The following is a 17180-nucleotide window of genomic DNA, read 5'->3' on the forward strand; positions in this document are numbered from 1 at the left end:
GGGGGGTGGTGAGTGGCAGAAAGATGAAGGCGTTTCAGGGCAAGGTTGCCAGCCGCTGCAAGAGAAGGTTAAAGAAAGCGGCATCGTTGACCCCCACCGCCACGCGGGCGTTCGCGTGCTGTGTGCTGCCGTACAGGTCGCACACGGTACGCCCGAAATTCAGACCCTCCTGCGTTTCGACGTCCACGCGCATGTCCTGCCAGTTCAGCAGGTCGGGTTGAATCGCGGCGGCCACCGCCAGCGGGTCGTGCAGTGCCCCTCCGCTCAGGCCGTAACGCTGGCGGTACATGTCGGCGTAGGCGGTCAGCATCTCGGCACTCACCTGCCCGGCGGCATTCCCCAGGTTTTGCAGGGCCTTCACGCGCTCGGGCGTGGCGATGCACCCCATGGTCACGTTCAGGCCCACCATACGCAGCTTCACGCCGCTCCCGAACACGATCCTGGCGGCGTGCGGGTCGGCCAGGGCATTGAACTCGGCGGCGGGTGTGCGGTTGCCCTGCCCGGTACTGCCGCCCATCCACACGACCTCCTTCACGAGATCCGGCAGGTCGGGCGCGATGCGGAACGCCAGGGCCAGCGTGGTCAGCGGCCCGGTGGCGATGATCGTCACTTCACCCGGTCTGGAACGCACGGTTCGCCCGATGAAGTTCACGGCGTGCTGTTCCTCGGGCGTCTGCTCCGCCTCGGGCAGAAACTGCGCGGGGAGGCCCGTCTGCCCGTGAACGTTGGCGGCGGTCAACTCGCCCCGCACCAGCGGACGATCCGCTCCGGCGTAGTAGGGTACGCTCTGACGCGCCAGGGCCAGCACCACGCCGGTATTCCACAGGGTTTTGCCCAGGTCGACGTTCCCGTGAACGGCGGTGATGCCCAGCACGTCCAGTTCCGGCGACGCCAGCGCCAGCAGCCAGGCAATGGCGTCGTCGAGGCCAGGGTCACCATCCAGAATCACGGGCAGTCGGGAAAGCGTCATGCCTGGAGTGTAACGGCAGAGCGACTGGGGTCGCGCCCGCCGGTCAGCCCGGCTGCCCTGCCCGCCTGCACGAGCAGCAAGGGGCCGGGAAGGGGTCGGTCGGGGAGGGGTCGGGGAGGGATGCGTCACACGTTCACGCGGCCACAAATGGAAGACCAGCGGGAGGGCGTGGCTGGGGCGGCGGGCCATCTTGCATTTTGTCATCTAAATCTGGACTGTTGTCCCTGATCTCGCCAGCTCTCCGCAGGATTTCGGACATATTTTGCATTTTGTTGCCTCAGATTTAGACATTTGTGCAAGAAAGTTTTGACAGGTTGCAGACCGTATGACATCCTCTCGACATGCGGGGATGCCAGAACTGCAAATTGTTCAGAAAAGAGGTGACGGGATGAAACTGATCACAGCGGTGGTACGCCCGGAGCGCGTGCAACAGGTCAAAGAAGCCCTCTTTCAGGTCGGAATCAGCGGACTGACCCTCAGCCGGGTCAGTGGGCACGGCGGCGAGCACGTGCTGGTCGAACAGTACCGGGGCACCCGGGTCATGGTGGAATTCCACGACAAGGTCGAGTTCCGCATGGCCGTCAGCGAACCCTTCGTGGACGCCGCCATTCAGGCCATCTGTCAGGGCGCACGCACCGGCGAGGTCGGGGACGGCAAGATCTTCGTCCAGCCGCTGGAACGCGTCGTTCGCATTCGCACCGGAGAGGAAGACAACGCCGCCCTGACGCCCGTCAACGAAACCAAACTCACTCCCGCCTGAGGAGGACACGACATGAACCTCAACAGATACCTGCCCCTCCTCTTTGCTCTTTCAAGCGTTGCCCTGGCCCAGACGGCCAAACCCGAACTGAACACCGGCGACACCGCCTGGATGCTCATTTCCGCCGCCCTGGTGCTCCTCATGACGCCCGGCCTGGCCTTCTTCTACGGCGGCCTGACCCGCGCCCAGAGCGTCCTGAACACCATGATGATGAGCGTCGTCTCGATCGGCCTGGTCGCCATCCTGTGGACACTGGCGGGGTACACCATCGCCTTCGGTGAGGGCGGCAACGCCTTCCTGGGCGGGCTGGGTCACCTGGGCCTGGGCGGCCTGAGCGGGCAACTCACGGGCACCATCCCCAGCTACGTGTTCGCTGCCTTCCAGGCCATGTTCGCCATCATTGCCGTGGCCCTCATTTCCGGCGCGGTGGTCGAGCGCATGCGCTTCGGGGCGTTCGTGCTGTTCGGCGCACTCTGGAGCCTGCTTATCTACTCGCCCCTGGCCCACTGGGTCTGGAACGCGGACGGCTGGCTGTTCAAGGACGGCGCACTGGACTTTGCAGGCGGCACCGTCATTCACATCAGCGCGGGCATCAGCGCCCTGGTCGCCGCCTTCGTTCTGGGGCCACGCATCGGCTACCCGAAAAACGCTCACGTTCCCCACAACGTTCCGCTGGTGCTGCTGGGCGCGGGCCTGCTGTGGTTCGGCTGGATGGGCTTCAACGCCGGGTCGGCGTTGGCCGCCAACCAGACCGCCGCACTCGCCCTCATGACCACCCTGATCGCCCCCGCCGCCGCCATGCTCACCTGGCTGGTGTGGGAAAGCAGCGGCAACGGCAAACCCACCGCCGTGGGGGCCGCCACCGGACTGGTCGTGGGCCTGGTCGCCATCACGCCCGCCTGCGCCTTCGTCTCTCCCCTCGCCAGCATTCTGGTGGGTGTGCTGGGAGCCACCGCCAGTTACTGGGCCGTGCAGTTCAAGCACCGCCTCGGCGCGGACGACAGCCTGGACGTATTCGCCTGCCACGGTGTGGCCGGGATCGTGGGCGCACTCCTGACCGGCGCACTGGCCTTCACTACCGGAAGCGGCAAACCCTGGGCCGAGCAGATGATCACGCAAATCATCAGCGTGATCGCCAGCCTCGTGTGGGCCGGAGCAGGCAGTTACGTGCTGCTGAAACTGGTGGGCCTGGTCATGCCCCTGCGCGTCACCGCCGGACAGGAAATCAGCGGCATCGACATCAGCGCCCACCGTGAGCAGGGGTACAGCGAGAACGAAACGAACCTCGGTGCCCCCGTATTCCTCGGCGGCGATTGAATTCCCTCAACGTCTGAACTTCCACGTTTCCCTGCTTCCGACCGCATCCCCGGAAGCAGGGCTTTTTTGGTATCATGAGGGGTGCGGGGGAACTCCTGGTCGCGCCCCCAGTGCCACAAGTGCTGGAGGTGAGGAAAGTCCGGGCACCGCAGGGCAGGGATGCCAGCTAACGGCTGGTCAGCGAGTCGAGCGCCCGCGCGAACGCCACGCGTGCGGGAAAGCGGCGAAGTTGAAGGAAAGTGCCACAGAAACCAGACCGCCTCAGACGTGAAGCCCGTGGACGTGGGTGTCTGGGGTCAGGGTGAAACGGTGCGGTAAGAGCGCACCAGGCCCGGCGGAGACGCGGGGCGCTGGTAAACCCCATCCGGTGCAAGACCCGACCGTACGCGAGGGCGGCCCGCCCGTCGACCGTCAGGATGGTCGCTGGAAGTGCGCGGCGACGCGTACTCAAGAGAGATGACCAGGCCGCCGCGCGAGTGGCGGACAGAACCCGGCTTACAAGTCCCCCGCACCAGCATGAAAACGGCCCCCGGCAGCATGTCCGGGGCCTTTTCATTTCAGGCTGCTCTAGCGGCCCTTGCCGGCGTCCAGCCCGGCCAGGATCAGGCCCACGATCATCAACACGCCGCCCAGGGGAGTAATGGCCCCCAGCCAGCGCACCCCCGTCAGGGCCAGCACATAAAGCGAGCCGCTGAAAACCAGTGCGCCCAGCAGCAGAAAAATGGGGGCGCGGGTCTGTGCGGCCTGGGTGCCCAGCACCATCAGGGCCAGGGCGGCGTACATCTGGTAACGCACGCCCGTTTCGAAGTTGGCCAGCATGGCGGGATCGAGCCGACTTTTGAGGCCGTGTGCCCCGAAGGCCCCCAGCGCCACGGCGGCGGAGGCCAGCCAGGCTCCCATCTGAAACACGTTCCATTTCATGCCCGGCAGCTTACCCAGCCGCGCGGGGATGGCGTGTCCCGTGCCCGCATGCCGCCTTCCCGAACCGTCCGGCCCAGGCCGCAGAGTCAGGCGGCAAAGTCCGCTTCAGGTGAAGAAAACAGGTGAAGAAAAGTGGCCCGCGTCTTACCTCGGGGGCATTCGCATGTGACATGCTCGTTTAACATTCGGGTGTTACGGTGCCGACCTGAACGTTGCCGGACACTTTCCGGCCCCCGCACCCCGCCACACCCTGCAAGGAGACTTTTCATGTTCGGACTCGGCCCCATAGAACTTATCCTGATTATTGTCGTGATCGCCCTGATTTTTGGAGTGAAGAAACTCCCGGAGCTGGGCAAGGGGGTCGGGCAGGGCATCCGCGAATTCAAGAAAGAGGTCAGGCACGACCACATCGTCACCGACGTGCCCTCGCGTCAGCTTGACCCCGTCACCGGGCAGCCCGTCGTGAATGAACCTGTGGTGCAACAGCCGCAGGAACGCCGCTAAATCAGGGATGGCCATGACGCCCACGCAAGATCCGCAACTCAAGAGCGCTCCGCTCTTCGATCATCTGGAAGAACTGCGCCGCCGCATCATCTTCAGCCTGGTCTTCCTGGTCATCGGGATGGCGGCAGCCTTTCAATACCGCACGCAACTCATCGAGCTGGTCAAGGAGCCCCTGACCTACTCCAGGCTCTACCGGCTGGGGGAAGTGAAGCTGGTGGCCGTGAACCTCACGGACCAGTTCATGCTGAGTCTGAACCTGTCCTTCTGGGCCGGGCTGGCGCTGGCCCTGCCCTTCATCCTGTGGCAGGTGTGGGCGTTCGTCTCGCCGGGCCTGTACCCCAGCGAGCGGCGCTGGGGCCTGCCTTTTATCCTGGGTGCGGGCCTGTCCTTTCTGGGCGGCGCGGTGTTCGGGTTCAAGCTGGTGCTGCCCACCATGATTCCCTTTCTGGTGGATTTCCTGGGCGGCGCGGTCACGCAGATGCAGAGCCTGGCCAGTTACGTCGGGAACGTCATGACCTTCCTGATCGCCTTTGGCCTGGCCTTCGAGATGCCCATTCTGGCCATCGTCCTGACGCGTATCGGGCTGGTGAACCACAAGATGCTGCGGGCGGGCTGGCGCTTTGCGCTGGTGGGCATTCTGCTCGCCGCCGCGCTGATCACGCCCACGCCGGACCCCGGCAACATGCTGCTGGTCGCCGTTCCCCTCTATGTGCTGTACGAACTCAGCGTCATCCTGTCGCGCGTTTTCCGGGTGGTTCCGCCCGCCGAGACGGAACAGCCTGAACTCATGGCCTGAACCTCTGGCCCCCACGGCCCGGCCTGTGCCGGGCTGTTTTCTGTCGCCTGCTGCCGGGGCTGCTGCATGAACGCTTTCCCCGTGAAAGACGTCACAGTGAACGATGTCATAAGAATTCCGGCCCTTCAGTTATGGAAGAACTGGGCAACCCGACTGGAAGGAGAAGGAAGAAAAAGCGTCCCGGACGTGGCGTGAACCCGCCGGCGTTTTTCCGGAGGGTGAACGAAACAAACGGGATGCTTATCACCGGGCGTATTACACTGGGTGGCGTGCTCAACCTGCTGCGTAAACCCACCGTTGGCCCCCTCGATCTGGATGAAGGGCTGGCGGCCCTGGGCCTGGACGGCCCGCAGCACGTCATCGTTCATGCCAGCCTGAAGTCCTTCGGCACGTTGGAGGGCGGAGCGCGAACGGTGGTGGATACGCTGCTGGCCCGCACTGCCACGCTGGTTGCGCCGTCGTTCACGTACAACACCCTGATGAATACGCCGACTGAACGGCCACGCGGCACCTTTCACCGCGATTCCCGCGTGAGCCGAGACATTGGCCGCGTGCCGCAGGAGATGGTCGAGCGGGCCGACGCCGAGCGCTCCTTTCATCCTGCCCTGAGTTTCGTGGCGATCGGGACGCAGGCGGCTGCCATCACCGGCGCCCAGAGCCTGGAAAGCCCCTACCAGCCTATCGGGGCGCTGTACGACCTCGACGGGTACGCCCTGCTGCTGGGCGTGGACTTCGGCAGCAACACCACCCTGCACTACGCCGAGCACCTGGCGGGGGTGCCAGCCCTGACACGTTACGTACCCCTGGAGGGCCGGGCGCAGCCCACCGCCTTCCCCAACTGCTCGGCGGACTTCGACAACCTGCTGCCAGCCATGCACGGGCGCGAAAGGGCGGTGACGGTGGGCCAGGCTCAGTTGCGGCTGTACCGCGTGCGCGAGCTGGTCGACCGGGCGGTGAGCCTGCTGAACCGCGAACCCGAGGCCCTGCTGTGCCAGTACCGTTACTGCCGCTGCCAGCAGGTGCGCGAACTGATTCGCAGCGGCGGTCTGCACCCGCGTGAGCACCATGCTCTGACCAGGCGTTAAGGAAACGTTCGGCTCCTTCAACCAATTTATAAGGGCGCTCAAGTCCACGCGCCGCTGCCCTGGCCTAAGCTGCATCCATGATCCGATACCGCAAGCAGAACGCCCTGGAGCCCGAGAAAGACGCCGAGGTCTCGCTGAACCTGACGCCCCTGATGTTCTTCATGGTGGGCTACCTGGCCATGAAAGCCCTGATCACCAGCGTCCAGAAGAACTGAGCCGCCGCGGCTCCATCGGCTCTACCCCCGCCTGGCAGGTCATGCAGGTGGGGTCTTTTCGCGCTAAGGTGTAACGAGTATGACCAATCCTACCCCCCCCGCTCAGCAGTTCAAGAGCACCCGCAGTGACCGTTTCGTGGTTCCCGGCTGGATGAATATGGTTCCTGGAAAGCAGGACAGCGTGGAAATTCAGATCGACCTGGACAAGAGCGACCTGAACCGCACGCACGCCAGCATCCTGATCGAGTACTGGGCCACCTCCGAGGAGCTCACGCTGCAAAGCGTCCTGCCGGTGCGGGCCTTTACCGCCGCCGGCACGGAAGGCAGCGGCTGGTGCGTGTTCGTTCCGGCGCAGGGCCGCGTGCTGGTGCGTGCCCTCGACCCGCAACCCGATCCTCCCATGCTGGCCAGCCACTGGATCAACGTCGATCCTGCCACCGTTCCCGGCACCGTGGTCAATGTCGCCATCAACTTCCCCGACACCCCTACTGCCGTACAGAACCTGCTGCTCGGCAACTGAGCAAAGCCAGGACTGAGTGAAGTCGAGAAACTAATAGAGAGTGCTGGGCAGGCCTGGAGAGCTTTCAGGTCTGTTTTTTATTGGTGCTGATCTCGGCCGACATTCGCGTCCAGCAGGCGCAACATCAGCAGAGGCACGGCGGCGCGAGCCCCCAGGATGGGCAGGCCACCGCGCGCCAGTACCACCACTACCCGGCCGGTGGCGGGATGAAAACCCAGCGCCGCACGCGTGCCCCGCGCCACCCCGTCATGCCATACCAGTGGGCCGCCCGGCGCAGGTGTGTGAAACCAGCCGGGAGCGACCGCGGCGTGCGGAAGCGACAGGCCTTTGACGACCTGGGCAGCTTCCCAGTGCCGCCCAGCCTGCCCGCTCAGGTGCGCCTGCGCGAAGGTCAGCAGGTCACCCGCCGTGCCGTACAGCCCACCCGCCCCCACCAGCGGCCCGAAATTCGTGGTGGACGTTCCCCCCAGCGAGGCGCGGGGCGTGACCAACCGTGCCGGGTGGGGCCTCAGCGTTATGGAGGTGAGCTGCAAGGGTTCCAGCACGCTGGTTTGTAACGCCTGCCCGAACCCCTGCGCGGTCATGTCGTGCCCGGCGGCCCGGGCCAGCGCCAGGGCCAGAACGCCCGCCCCCAGGTTCGAGTACCCGAAGCGTGGGGGCCGGGAAGGCCGCGCCCAGCGCCGCGCACTCGCCAGCACGTCACGCGCGGACATGCTCCCGTAAGGGTCGTGGAAGTGCGTGACCCCCGTGATCACCGCCCGCGCCGGGTGGATGGGCAATCCCGCCGTGTGCGTCGCCAGCGTCAGCGGCGTGAAGTGCGGCGGCAGCCCCCGGAACTCGCGCCCCAGCGAACGCACGGGCGTGTCCCAGGTCAGCACGCCCTGAGCCACCAACACCTGCGCCAGCGCCGCCGTGAAGGACTTCGTGATGCTCGCCAGCTCGAACACGCCTGTGGACGGTACGTCCCCGAACGCCCACACCTGGGCCTGCCCGCCGCGAGTCACCCCGATGACGCCCCCGTGCGGCAGCGCCTGACGCGCCAGCGGGACACTGGCCGTCACGTCACGCCCCAGCGCCTCGCCCACCTGGCTCAGCGTTTGCCGCAGCGGATCACGGCGAAACACGCGTTACCCGCCCTGCAATTCTGTTCGCGCCTCGCGCAGCAGCTCGGACAGGCGGCTCAGGGCGCGGCTGTACTTCTTGGCGTAGGCGCCGTGGCGGTAGGTTTCACTGAACACCTGGGCCAGGCTCACGCCCGTCAGGGCCGCCGGCAAACCCAGGTCGTAAAGCTTATCCACGAAGTGAACGAAACGCAGGGCCACGTTCTGATCCGGCATGGGCATCAGCTCCTCGATGGCCAGGGCCTTCACGCCTTCCAGCATGCCGGCAAAACGGCTGGGGTGAATGTCGAGCAGGTAACGGTTCAACTCGCGGTGCCGAACCACCACCGTCGCCGGGGCGTCTTGCAGGGCCAGCCACGCGGCGTATTCCCCGGCACTCAGCGGCTCTTCCGGCGCAGTGCCGCGCTGGCGGTAATCCGGGCCATCGATGCGGTGCGGCTCGAACCGGCTGGCGATGCCCTGAATCTGCCGCTGGAAATCCTGCGCGTTGAAGCGCCCCTGCCCCAGCGCCCCCGGCTCGGTGTTGCTGGTCGCCACGACGCTGGTGCCCCCCGGCATCAGTTGCCCCAGAAAGGTGTTCGCCATATGCGTGTTGCCCGGATCGTCCAGCTCGAACTCGTCGATCAGCAGCAGTGAGTACCCCTTGAAAAGGTCGACGGCGCGGTTCATGCCCAGCGCCCCGATCAGGTACATCAAGTCCTGGAAGCTCATCAGGGCCACGCCCCGCACGCCCTCCTGCACCGCGGCATGGTACGTGCTGGCCAGCAGGTGCGTTTTCCCGACGCCGAAGCCGCCGTCGAGGTAAACGCCGCGCCCCTCCGGTTTACGCCGGAACAAGCGGAACCCGCTGCTGGGTTGCAGGCTGTCCACGAAATGCTGCAATTCCGTGCGGGCTTCCTCCTGACTGGGAAACTCCGGGTTGGGCTGGAACGTGTCGAAACGGACGTTCTGAAACCGGGCACTGGGCCTCAGGTGCTCCACCAGCTCCTGTGGCGAGGACTCAGGCGGATGCTCGAACGGATGAGGCGCGGTCACCGGGGCATTCTAGGGCAGCCGTGCAAAAGGCAGAAGGCTCAGGAACAAGAAAACAGACCGCGTGGCGTCAAGGGTGGTCTGGACGCCCTCTCTGTTTCCTAGCGCTCAGGTTCCCAGCACTAGGAAGGGAAAAACCTTCAGCTCAGCCTTCCATGCTCGACAGCTCACAGCCTACGAGCCTTTTTACCTGTGCACGTCCAGTTCCACCTTGTAATTCCCGCGCCGGGTTTCGTTGACCACCCGTTTAAAGTCGATGCGGCCCAGACCATCGGCACTGAGGCTGTCGCCTTCGCGGATTTCGCTGCTGGAACGCGCAGGCTGGCCGTTGAGGCGCACCTTGCCGCCGTCGATGCCCTGCTGGAAGTAGGCGCGACTGACGCCGAAGCCTTTGGCCCCGACGACATCGACGCGCATGGACGGCACCACGACCTCGCGAACCTTGCTGCCTTTTCCGGCGGTTTCGCCGACTTCCTCGACTTCCACCTCACGGTCACCGATTTTGCCCGTGCTGGCCAGCATCTCGGCCGCTTTGCCGGTCGCAGCGATCAGGAAGGCCCCGCCGCGTTCCTCGCGCAGGTCGCCCAGCTGGTCGTCGTTGAGCCCCAGGCGCTTGAGCTGCACGGCGAAGTCCTGCAAGTCCCAGGCGGGCGCGGCCTCCTGCGGCGTTATGCGCAGCACGGTGACGCCCGCGTCCACCTCGGGGATATGCGCGGGAAACAGGGTCAGAATCACGCGGCGGGCGTCCGGGAACCCACCCGCGAGTTTGTGGCGCACCTCATCGCTCTCGCTGTTCAGGGCGCGGCGGTCGATTTCGTCGGCGTCGATAAAAGGCGTGCGGATCACGCGGCCTCCACGGGCCTGCGCGACAAGCGTGCTGAGTTTCTGCTTCATGACAGGCAGGATAGAGCCTGCCGTTAGCACTGGCGTCTGCCGAATGACTGACATCCTTTACACAGGAAAGCGGAAGCTTTGGCAAATGCCGAAGCTTCCGCTCGTTCCTGACCGCTTATTCCCTTACTGCGTACTCCTGGGGTCGAGCACGTCGCGCAGCCCGTCGCCGAGCAGGTTGAAGCCCAGCACCGTCAGGAAGATCGCCAGGCCGGGGAAGATCATCGTCCAGGGCGCGTCGATGTAGTACTGGCGGCTGTCACTGATCATGGTGCCCCACTCGGGCAGCGGGGGCTGTGCGCCGATGCCCAGGAACCCCAGCGCCGCGACCTCGATGGTGGCGGTGGCAATGCTCAGGGCGCCCTGCACGATCAGCGGCGAGAGGCTATTGGGCAGCACGTGCCGGAAGATAGTGCGCGCCTGTGTGGCCCCCAGCGCCCCGGCGGCCTGCACGAACTCGCGTTCACGCACCGACAGCACGACCGAGCGGGCCAGACGCATATAGACCGGAATCTGCACCAGCGACACGGCCAGCATGGCGGTCACCAGTTGCGGGCTGTTCAGCACGAACAGCTTGTCCAGTCCCTGGATCAGCAGTGGCGGGTGGTCGGTGCTGAAGATGCTGGCGAACCCGATGGCCAGCAGGATGCCGGGGAAGGCCAGCATCACGTCCGCGAAGTAACCCAGCACGCTGTCCACCCAGCCGCCGAAGTATCCGGCGAACACCCCCAGCAGCGACCCGATGACCAGGGCCAGCAGGGTGCTGACCACCCCGACCTTCAGGCTGATGCGGGTGCCGTGCAGCACGCGGGCATACACGTCGCGCCCCAGGTTGTCCGTCCCGAAGGGCGCGGCCCACAGGTTCAATTTGCCGCTGGCGGGGTCGGTGTACGTTTCCTTGGCCTCGGCGTTCCACAGGGCCGTGATGCTGGGCGGCTTGAGGTTCAGGCGGTAGTTGCGGTCAGTGGTGGGGTCGTAAGGCTTGATGACGGAGGCCAGCAGGGCCAGCAGCGCGAACAGCGCCACGATGACCGCGCCCACCTTGCCGGGGGTACTTTTGCGAAAGCGCCGCCAGAAAATGCTCTGCTGCCGCCGGGGTTTGACTTGCTCAGGAGTTGCCGTGGTCATGGGGTCACCTGTACTGAATCCGGGGGTCGAGGGCGGCGTAACTCAGGTCGACCAGCAGGTTGACGATACTGACCACCAGGGCCGCGAAAATCACGCCGCCCTGAATGACGGGGTAGTCGCGCTGGCTGATGGCCTCGTACACCCACGAGCCGATGCCCGGCCACGAGAAGATCGTCTCGGTCAGCACCGCGCCGCCCAGCAGGGCGCCCGCCTGCAACCCCACCACCGTCACCACCGGCAGCAGCGCATTACGCAGCGCGTGTTTGAGGTTCACGGCCCGGAAATCCAGGCCCTTGGCGCGGGCGGTGCGCACGTAGTCCTGCCCCAGCACGTCCAGCAGGCTGCTGCGCGTAATCCGGGCCACGATGGCCAGCGGAATGCTGCCCAGCGCGATGGCCGGCAACACCAGGTGGCGCATGGCGTCCCACATGGCCCGCAGGTCGCCGCGCAGCAGGCTGTCCAGCACGTACAGGCCGGTGATGGGTTCAATCTGCGTCTCGTTGCCCAGGCGGGCGCTGGGGGGGAGCCACCCGAGTTTCACCGCGAAGAAGTATGAGAGCAGCAGGCCCAGCCAGAACACCGGCATGCTGACCCCCACCAGGCTGATGGTGGTTGCCAGGTTGTCCCACACGCTGTTGCGCCGAATGGCCGCCAGAATCCCGGCCGGCAAGCCGAACAGCAGCGCGAAGCCCATGGCCGCGATGCTCAGTTCGGCCGTGGCGGGAAAGCGCGTGCCCAGGTCGTCCTTGACCGGGATGTTGCTCTTGATGCCCGCCCCCAGGTCGCCCTGCAGCAGGGCGCTGACGTACTTGGGGTACTGGGCGTCCAGCGGGTTTTGTGGATTGAAAAACCACGGTTTGTTCAGCCCCAGTTGCTCACGCAGGGCCGCCGCCGCTTCCGGGGTGGCGCGCTCACCCAGCATGGCGACCGCCGGGTCGCCCGGAATGGAACGCACGAACACAAAAACGACCAGGCTGATGCCCAGCATGACCAGCAGGGTGCGCAGCAGTCGCCGAATCAGGTAACTCCCCAAAATGGGCCTCCAGTCGAAGCAAACTTCAGATGTTTTGGCATGTGCCTCAAAGTGTACCCGTTCCCGCCCGTCGCCGGCGCCGCCTGGCCCAGGCAAGTGTTTCCGCGGCAGCAAAAAACGGCATCCAGTGGAAAGGATGCCGTTTTGCGCGTGACTGGGGCTCGGCTTACTTCTTGCCGACCAGAGAAATGTCGTTGAACGCTTCGCTGCCCAACGGACTGGGAATCCAGCCTTTCACGTAACTGCGCTGCGCGGCCAATGGACTGCTGTGCACGACCGGCACGCGGTAGGTGGCGTTGTAGGTGAATTCATGCAGCTCGGCGTAGACCTTGGCCTTGGCGGCCTTGGTGGTGGCGGCGCGGCCCTGTTCCAGCAGGTTCTGCACGGTAATGGAGTTCCAGCCGATGTCGCTGCTGCCGTTCGGGCCGTAGTAAGCGCCGTAGAAGTTGTCCGGGTCACCGTAATCGCCGGTCCAGCCGATCATGTACATGTCGAAGCCAGGGGCCTTGTTGCGGTCTTCCAGGTACTTGGCCCAGTCCTCGGTCTTGAGGTTGACCTTGATCCCGATGGCGCTCAGGTCAGCGGCAATGGCCTCAGCGATGGGTTTGGGGTTGGGGAAGTACGGGCGCGACACCGGCATGTACCACAGGTCAATCGAGAAGCCGTTGGGGTAACCCGCGTCGGCCAGCATCTTCTTGGCGGCGGCCGGGTCGAACTTGTAGTCGGCGGGCACATTCTTGCTGTTGGCCCAGTTCATGACCGGAGGAACAAAACTGGCATTGCTGGTGCCCAGCCCGTTCCAGAACGCGTCCACGATGGCTTTCTTGTTGATGGCCATGCTGACGGCCTTGCGGACGTTCTGGTTCTTGAGGTACTGGTTACGGTTGTTCAGGCTCAGGAACCCCACGTTGAAACTGGGCTTCTTCACGGCCACCAGGTTCTTGTCGGCCTGCACGGACTTCAGCGTGTCGGGCGTGAGGTCGCTGGTGAAGTCGATGGTGCCGGCCTTCAGTTCGTTCAGGCGCTGCGCCGCGTCCTTGATGCCGCGAATGACCACCGTATCCACTTTGGGTTTGCCGTCCCAGTAGCCTTTGTTGGCGCTGAGGGTCACGCGGTCACCCGTGCGCCAGCTCTGGAACACGAAGGGCCCGGTGCCGATGGGCTTGCTGGCGGGCGTGCCGTACTTGGGGCCGTCCTTCTTGATGGCGGTGGGGCTGGCGATGCCGAAGTACCCGGCGGCGATCACGTCCGGAAAGACGCTGCTGGGCTTGTTCAGGTCGACGCGCACCGTGTTGTCGTTGACCTTGACGACGTTCTTGATCACGGAGGTGGCGTCGCCCTTGTAGCCGCCCAGCAGGTCGCCCACTATCTCGAAGGTGCGGCCCTGGGCGCGGAAGCCGTAGGGGTGCGCCTTGTCCCACCAGCGCGTCAGGTTAAAGACCACCGCGTCGGCGTTGAAAGGGGTGCCGTCGTGGAACTTGACGTTCTTACGCAGAGTGAACGTCCAGCTGGTGGCGTTGGCGTTGGCCTTCCAGCTGGTGGCCAGCGCGGGAATAAGGTCGGCAGTGCCGGGCTTGAAGCCGATCAGCGTGTCGTAGATCTGGTGCTGCACCAGAATGCTGATCCCATCGGTAATGTTGCCCGACTCCAGGCTGACCGGGTCGCCGTTGGCGCCGTACACCAGCGTGCCGGCGGCGGAAGCCGTGGAGAGCGTTGCGAGCAGGGCGGCGGTCAGTAGAAATGTTTTCATTCGTTCCTCCGTGAAAACGCCATCAAATGAAAATCCAGACACGATCGACTGGAATTCAAAGTTCTCGATGGCGCAGTAAGTGGTTGATGAATGCCAGGGTAGGCGTCTGAACAGGGGGTGTCAAGGTGACTGCCACATAGGCAAAGCTGCCCCTGCGTCCTGCGGTTCCCTCCGCCGTTTCACAGGGCAGTCAGGCCACAGGCAGACTGCGCTGGTTCGTTGACTGAAGCCGCTTTGAAAAAAAGGCAAGTGCAGCGCCTTCGGGCCGCAGAGAATCGCGAGCGACAGCCCTTCATTTCCCCCAGCGATCCTCCCGGAGGCACCAAAGAGCGTTCAAGTTCGAGGTGGCCTGAACTGAAACCCAGGGAAGACGTTTCAGGCCGGTTCACCAACGCCAGCAAGCCACTGACTGGGCGCTTCAGTAAATGCGTCCGGCCTTCACCAGGCCGTCCGGGTCGCGGCCCTGCGTCAGGTCGAGCAGGAAATCGCGGGTGTAAGCCGCGCCGCGGGCCAGCAGGTCGCTGGTCGTGCTGGCGACATGCGGGGTCAGAAGGACGTTTTCCTGGGCGAACAGCGGGTGGCCTTCCGGCAGGGGTTCCGGGTCGGTCACGTCTAGCACGGCGCCGCCCAGCTGGCCGGAGTTCAGGGCGTCCAGCAGGTCGGCCGTGACGATCAGCCCTCCGCGCCCCTGGTTGCTCAGCCACGCGCCCCGCTTCAGTTTGCCCAGCAACTCGGCGTTCACCACCCCACGCGTCTGCTCGGTGCTGGGCAGCAGCAAGACCACCCAGTCCGCCTCACGCAGGCGGTACTCCAGCAGGTCGGGTTCGGTTTTCGAGTTGATGGCGTACGTCGTCACGCCGAACGGGGCCAGCAGGTCATCCACGATCCGGCCAATGTGGCCGTAGCCCCACAGCACGACCTTCAGGCCGTCCAGTGTGTGCAGGTTCGATTCCGGCGGCGTGACGCGCATCCAGTGACCCGCGCGCTGGGCGTCGCGGAAGCGGTGCAGGCCGCGCATGGCCGCCAGCATGCCCGTGACCACGTGTACTGCCACGGCCCGGTCATGCAGGGCGTTCGCGTTGAACAGCTTCACCCCCGCCGGCAGGTGTCCCTGAACATGATCGATGCCTGCCGTAAGGGTCAGCACCCACTGGAGGCCCGGCACCTTCAAAAGCGTGTCGCGGGTGTCCGCGTCCGTCATCCACAGCACCGCGCCCACCGCCTCGCCAGCCGGTACGCTCCCTCTGGCGTAAAAGTCCAGTTCCACATTGGGAACGCTCAGGGCACGAAAGTCAGGCATCTGGGGCACAAGCACACGCATGCGCCCATGGTAGTGCGCTGCGGCGTTCAGAGATCTGGGCTGTTCTCCGGCAGGTTGGCCTGTGCCAGCCACGCGGCGCGGCTGATTTCCATGTGAACGTCGGTGCGGTTCGGGCGTTCCAGCCTGCCCGTTTCCTGAAACCCGCACGCGGCAAAGGCCCGCTGGGCGCGGCGGTTGTGGCCGAAGGTGGTCAGGCGCACGCGTTGCAGAGGCGGTTCCTGCACCGTGAAGGCCCAGTGCAGCAGCGCGTGAACGGCCTCGCGCCCGTACCCCTGATTCCACAGGCGCGGGTAACCGATCATGACGCCCAGGGTGGCCGTGGTGGCCCGCAGGGGTGGACTGGGGCGAAAGTCGTACAGTTCCGCGCTGCCGATCAGTTCTCCGCGCTCGTTCAGGACGCCGAAGCCGGCGCGTTCACTGCTTTTTTCCTCGTCCTGCATGACGCGCCTGAACATCCACTCGGGCATCCTGATGGGTTTGGCGTCGTTCCAGTCGGCCAGCTCCCTGTCGCGGAAAAAGCCGTACAGGGTGTGCCACTCCGCGCCGCTGAAGTCCAGCACGCGTTTCAGGGTCACGCGGGGACAGTGCCGGGGGGGCTGGGCGCCCCGCGTCATGGCCCACGCGGCCCATCTTGTGGGGGCTCGTCTTGCAGTGGCCCGACGGCGCGGGTCACGTCCCTGGTCAAGCGCGCCAGATGAAAGGCGTCCCCTTTGCTGCGCTGAACGGTGCGGGTGCGCGGGTCAACCACCAGCAGGGCCAGCACCCGATTCCCGGCGTAACGGATGCACACGCCCGGCTCCCCGGCCAGTTCCGCCTGATCGGCAGGGGAGAGGGCCTGCCAGGCTGGATCACCAGGCTGCACGTTAAGGTGAACGGTGGGAATGGCGTTCGCCTGCAACTGCGTTTCCAGCCACGCCACCGCTTCGGGTCTGCCCCCGATGATGCCCTGCTCGATGTGCGGCCTGGAGAGGTTATAAACAATCGGTCGGCCGTCGCGCCGCCGCAGGAATCCCCCCGAGGCCCGCACCAGCGCGTCGCCTGCGGCAATGTCCCACTCGCTGCGGGGTGACATGGTGAAGGTCACGTCCACTTCACCAGCCGAAAGCCGCGCCAGTTTCAGGGCAATGCTGCCGCTGGGGGCCAGGCCCGGCAGGCCGTAACGGTGCAACTCGCGGCCATACTCGGTGTTCGACGTGCTGACCACAAATGCTGAGCGCTCAGAGAAGCCCACCGGCCGGCTGTTCTTCCGCACGCCCACCCCCACGTAGCCGCTGAACAGCTCCCCGGTCGCCGGGGCGTACACGGCCCCCAGCAGGGCCTCGCCCCCCACGCACAGGCCGATGCTCACACAGAAATCCGCTGAACCCTCGGTGTATTCGTGCGTGCCGTCGATGGGGTCGATGATCCACACGCGCTCCAGGCCCACGCGGCTGTCTGGGGCGTCGGTTTCCTCCTCGCTCAGCAGGCCGTCGGCAGGAAAAGCGTGTTTCAGACCGTCCACAATGAATTTGGACGCTTCACGGTCTGCCGCGGTGACAGGGTCATCTCGGCTGGTTTTGTAATCCACTTTCAATCCGGCGCGGCGGTGCTGCATGAGAAGCTCGCCCGCTTCGCGCGCCAGACCCTCCGCCACTGCCAGTTCATGCCCGTAAAACGTCATCTGGCCCAGCATACTGCTCCTATGGGTTCCTGAATGGCGACCTGCCAGCCCTGTGCGGCTGGGTAGGAGACTCACGGGGACGGGTTTTCCGCTGGCTCGACCGCTTGTCTGCCGGCGTTTACACAAGCGAACACCCGAACTTCATTCACAGCAGCC

At 65.2% G+C, this 17180-nt stretch carries 18 protein-coding genes and 1 other RNA gene; 8 read left to right on the top strand and 11 right to left on the bottom strand.

The genetic code is table 11. The features are described 5' to 3' along the window. Nucleotides 1-34 precede the first annotated feature (34 nt). On the bottom strand, nucleotides 35-970 hold the full coding sequence (locus E5Z01_RS10540; protein WP_135229319.1) for a nucleoside hydrolase: 936 nt from the start codon (nucleotides 968-970) through the stop codon (nucleotides 35-37). Between the two features lie 388 nt (nucleotides 971-1358). Between E5Z01_RS10540 and E5Z01_RS10545 the strand changes: the two genes are divergently transcribed. The 3 genes from E5Z01_RS10545 (at nucleotide 1359) to rnpB (ending at nucleotide 3561) form a co-directional block, all read left to right on the top strand. Further along, nucleotides 1359-1730 carry a P-II family nitrogen regulator gene (locus E5Z01_RS10545; protein ID WP_167757868.1) on the top strand — a complete coding sequence of 124 codons (372 nt, stop codon included), beginning with the start codon at nucleotides 1359-1361 and terminating at the stop codon, nucleotides 1728-1730. 12 nt (nucleotides 1731-1742) lie between these two features. Continuing rightward, the gene (locus E5Z01_RS10550; protein ID WP_135229320.1) at nucleotides 1743-3047 is read left to right on the top strand and encodes an ammonium transporter; all 1305 of its coding nucleotides are present in this window, start codon (nucleotides 1743-1745) and stop codon (nucleotides 3045-3047) included. A gap of 83 nt (nucleotides 3048-3130) precedes the next feature. Beyond that, nucleotides 3131-3561, top strand: an RNA gene (gene rnpB / locus E5Z01_RS10555) — RNase P RNA component class A. Nucleotides 3562-3614: 53 nt separating this feature from the next. Here the strand turns inward: rnpB and E5Z01_RS10560 are convergent. Next, nucleotides 3615-3968, bottom strand: coding sequence for a DUF423 domain-containing protein (locus E5Z01_RS10560; protein ID WP_135229321.1), 354 nt, complete (start codon nucleotides 3966-3968; stop codon nucleotides 3615-3617). A 267-nt stretch (nucleotides 3969-4235) separates the two neighbouring features. Here E5Z01_RS10560 and E5Z01_RS10565 point away from each other — a divergent pair, with 267 nt between their 5' ends. The 5 genes from E5Z01_RS10565 (at nucleotide 4236) to E5Z01_RS10580 (ending at nucleotide 7088) form a co-directional block, all read left to right on the top strand. Next, entirely contained in the window at nucleotides 4236-4472 is a 237-nt protein-coding gene (locus E5Z01_RS10565; protein WP_135229322.1) for a twin-arginine translocase TatA/TatE family subunit, read from the top strand. Between the two features lie 13 nt (nucleotides 4473-4485). Next, a complete protein-coding gene (gene tatC / locus E5Z01_RS10570) occupies nucleotides 4486-5268 on the top strand; it encodes a twin-arginine translocase subunit TatC (RefSeq protein ID WP_135229323.1) in 783 nt (260 codons plus the stop codon). Between the two features lie 269 nt (nucleotides 5269-5537). After that, nucleotides 5538-6353 (top strand): AAC(3) family N-acetyltransferase, encoded by an 816-nt coding sequence (locus E5Z01_RS10575; RefSeq protein ID WP_135229324.1) that lies wholly within the window; start codon nucleotides 5538-5540, stop codon nucleotides 6351-6353. A 77-nt stretch (nucleotides 6354-6430) separates the two neighbouring features. Further along, complete coding sequence (locus E5Z01_RS19510) at nucleotides 6431-6568, top strand: hypothetical protein (RefSeq protein ID WP_167757869.1); 138 nt, start codon at nucleotides 6431-6433, stop codon at nucleotides 6566-6568. Between the two features lie 79 nt (nucleotides 6569-6647). Continuing rightward, on the top strand, nucleotides 6648-7088 hold the full coding sequence (locus E5Z01_RS10580) for a uracil-DNA glycosylase (protein ID WP_119761994.1): 441 nt from the start codon (nucleotides 6648-6650) through the stop codon (nucleotides 7086-7088). Between the two features lie 77 nt (nucleotides 7089-7165). On the opposite strand, the gene E5Z01_RS10585 is transcribed toward E5Z01_RS10580, so the two are convergent. The 9 genes from E5Z01_RS10585 to E5Z01_RS10625 all read right to left on the bottom strand — a co-directional run bounded on the left by E5Z01_RS10585 (nucleotide 7166) and on the right by E5Z01_RS10625 (nucleotide 17024). Beyond that, a complete protein-coding gene (locus E5Z01_RS10585; RefSeq protein WP_135229325.1) occupies nucleotides 7166-8212 on the bottom strand; it encodes a serine hydrolase domain-containing protein in 1047 nt (348 codons plus the stop codon). 3 nt (nucleotides 8213-8215) lie between these two features. Continuing rightward, the gene (zapE, locus tag E5Z01_RS10590) at nucleotides 8216-9244 is read right to left on the bottom strand and encodes a cell division protein ZapE (RefSeq protein ID WP_135229326.1); all 1029 of its coding nucleotides are present in this window, start codon (nucleotides 9242-9244) and stop codon (nucleotides 8216-8218) included. 183 nt (nucleotides 9245-9427) lie between these two features. Then, on the bottom strand, nucleotides 9428-10135 hold the full coding sequence (locus E5Z01_RS10595; RefSeq protein WP_167757870.1) for a S4 domain-containing protein: 708 nt from the start codon (nucleotides 10133-10135) through the stop codon (nucleotides 9428-9430). 123 nt (nucleotides 10136-10258) lie between these two features. Beyond that, nucleotides 10259-11260, bottom strand: coding sequence for an ABC transporter permease (locus E5Z01_RS10600; RefSeq protein WP_119761987.1), 1002 nt, complete (start codon nucleotides 11258-11260; stop codon nucleotides 10259-10261). A gap of 4 nt (nucleotides 11261-11264) precedes the next feature. Then, a complete protein-coding gene (locus tag E5Z01_RS10605) occupies nucleotides 11265-12293 on the bottom strand; it encodes an ABC transporter permease (protein WP_119761985.1) in 1029 nt (342 codons plus the stop codon). Between the two features lie 166 nt (nucleotides 12294-12459). Next, a complete protein-coding gene (locus E5Z01_RS10610) occupies nucleotides 12460-14043 on the bottom strand; it encodes an ABC transporter substrate-binding protein (protein ID WP_135229327.1) in 1584 nt (527 codons plus the stop codon). 418 nt (nucleotides 14044-14461) lie between these two features. Beyond that, nucleotides 14462-15364 carry an NAD(P)-dependent oxidoreductase gene (locus E5Z01_RS10615; RefSeq protein ID WP_135229328.1) on the bottom strand — a complete coding sequence of 301 codons (903 nt, stop codon included), beginning with the start codon at nucleotides 15362-15364 and terminating at the stop codon, nucleotides 14462-14464. A 26-nt stretch (nucleotides 15365-15390) separates the two neighbouring features. Then, entirely contained in the window at nucleotides 15391-15978 is a 588-nt protein-coding gene (locus tag E5Z01_RS10620; RefSeq protein WP_135229329.1) for a GNAT family N-acetyltransferase, read from the bottom strand. Then, a complete protein-coding gene (locus tag E5Z01_RS10625) occupies nucleotides 15975-17024 on the bottom strand; it encodes a 3'(2'),5'-bisphosphate nucleotidase CysQ (RefSeq protein WP_240738295.1) in 1050 nt (349 codons plus the stop codon). Before E5Z01_RS10625 ends, E5Z01_RS10620 begins: the two co-directional genes overlap by 4 nt. Nucleotides 17025-17180 lie beyond the last annotated feature (156 nt).

Origin of the sequence: Deinococcus fonticola, assembly GCF_004634215.1 — a bacterium.
In the GTDB taxonomy this organism is placed as follows: Bacteria; Deinococcota; Deinococci; order Deinococcales; family Deinococcaceae; genus Deinococcus; species Deinococcus fonticola.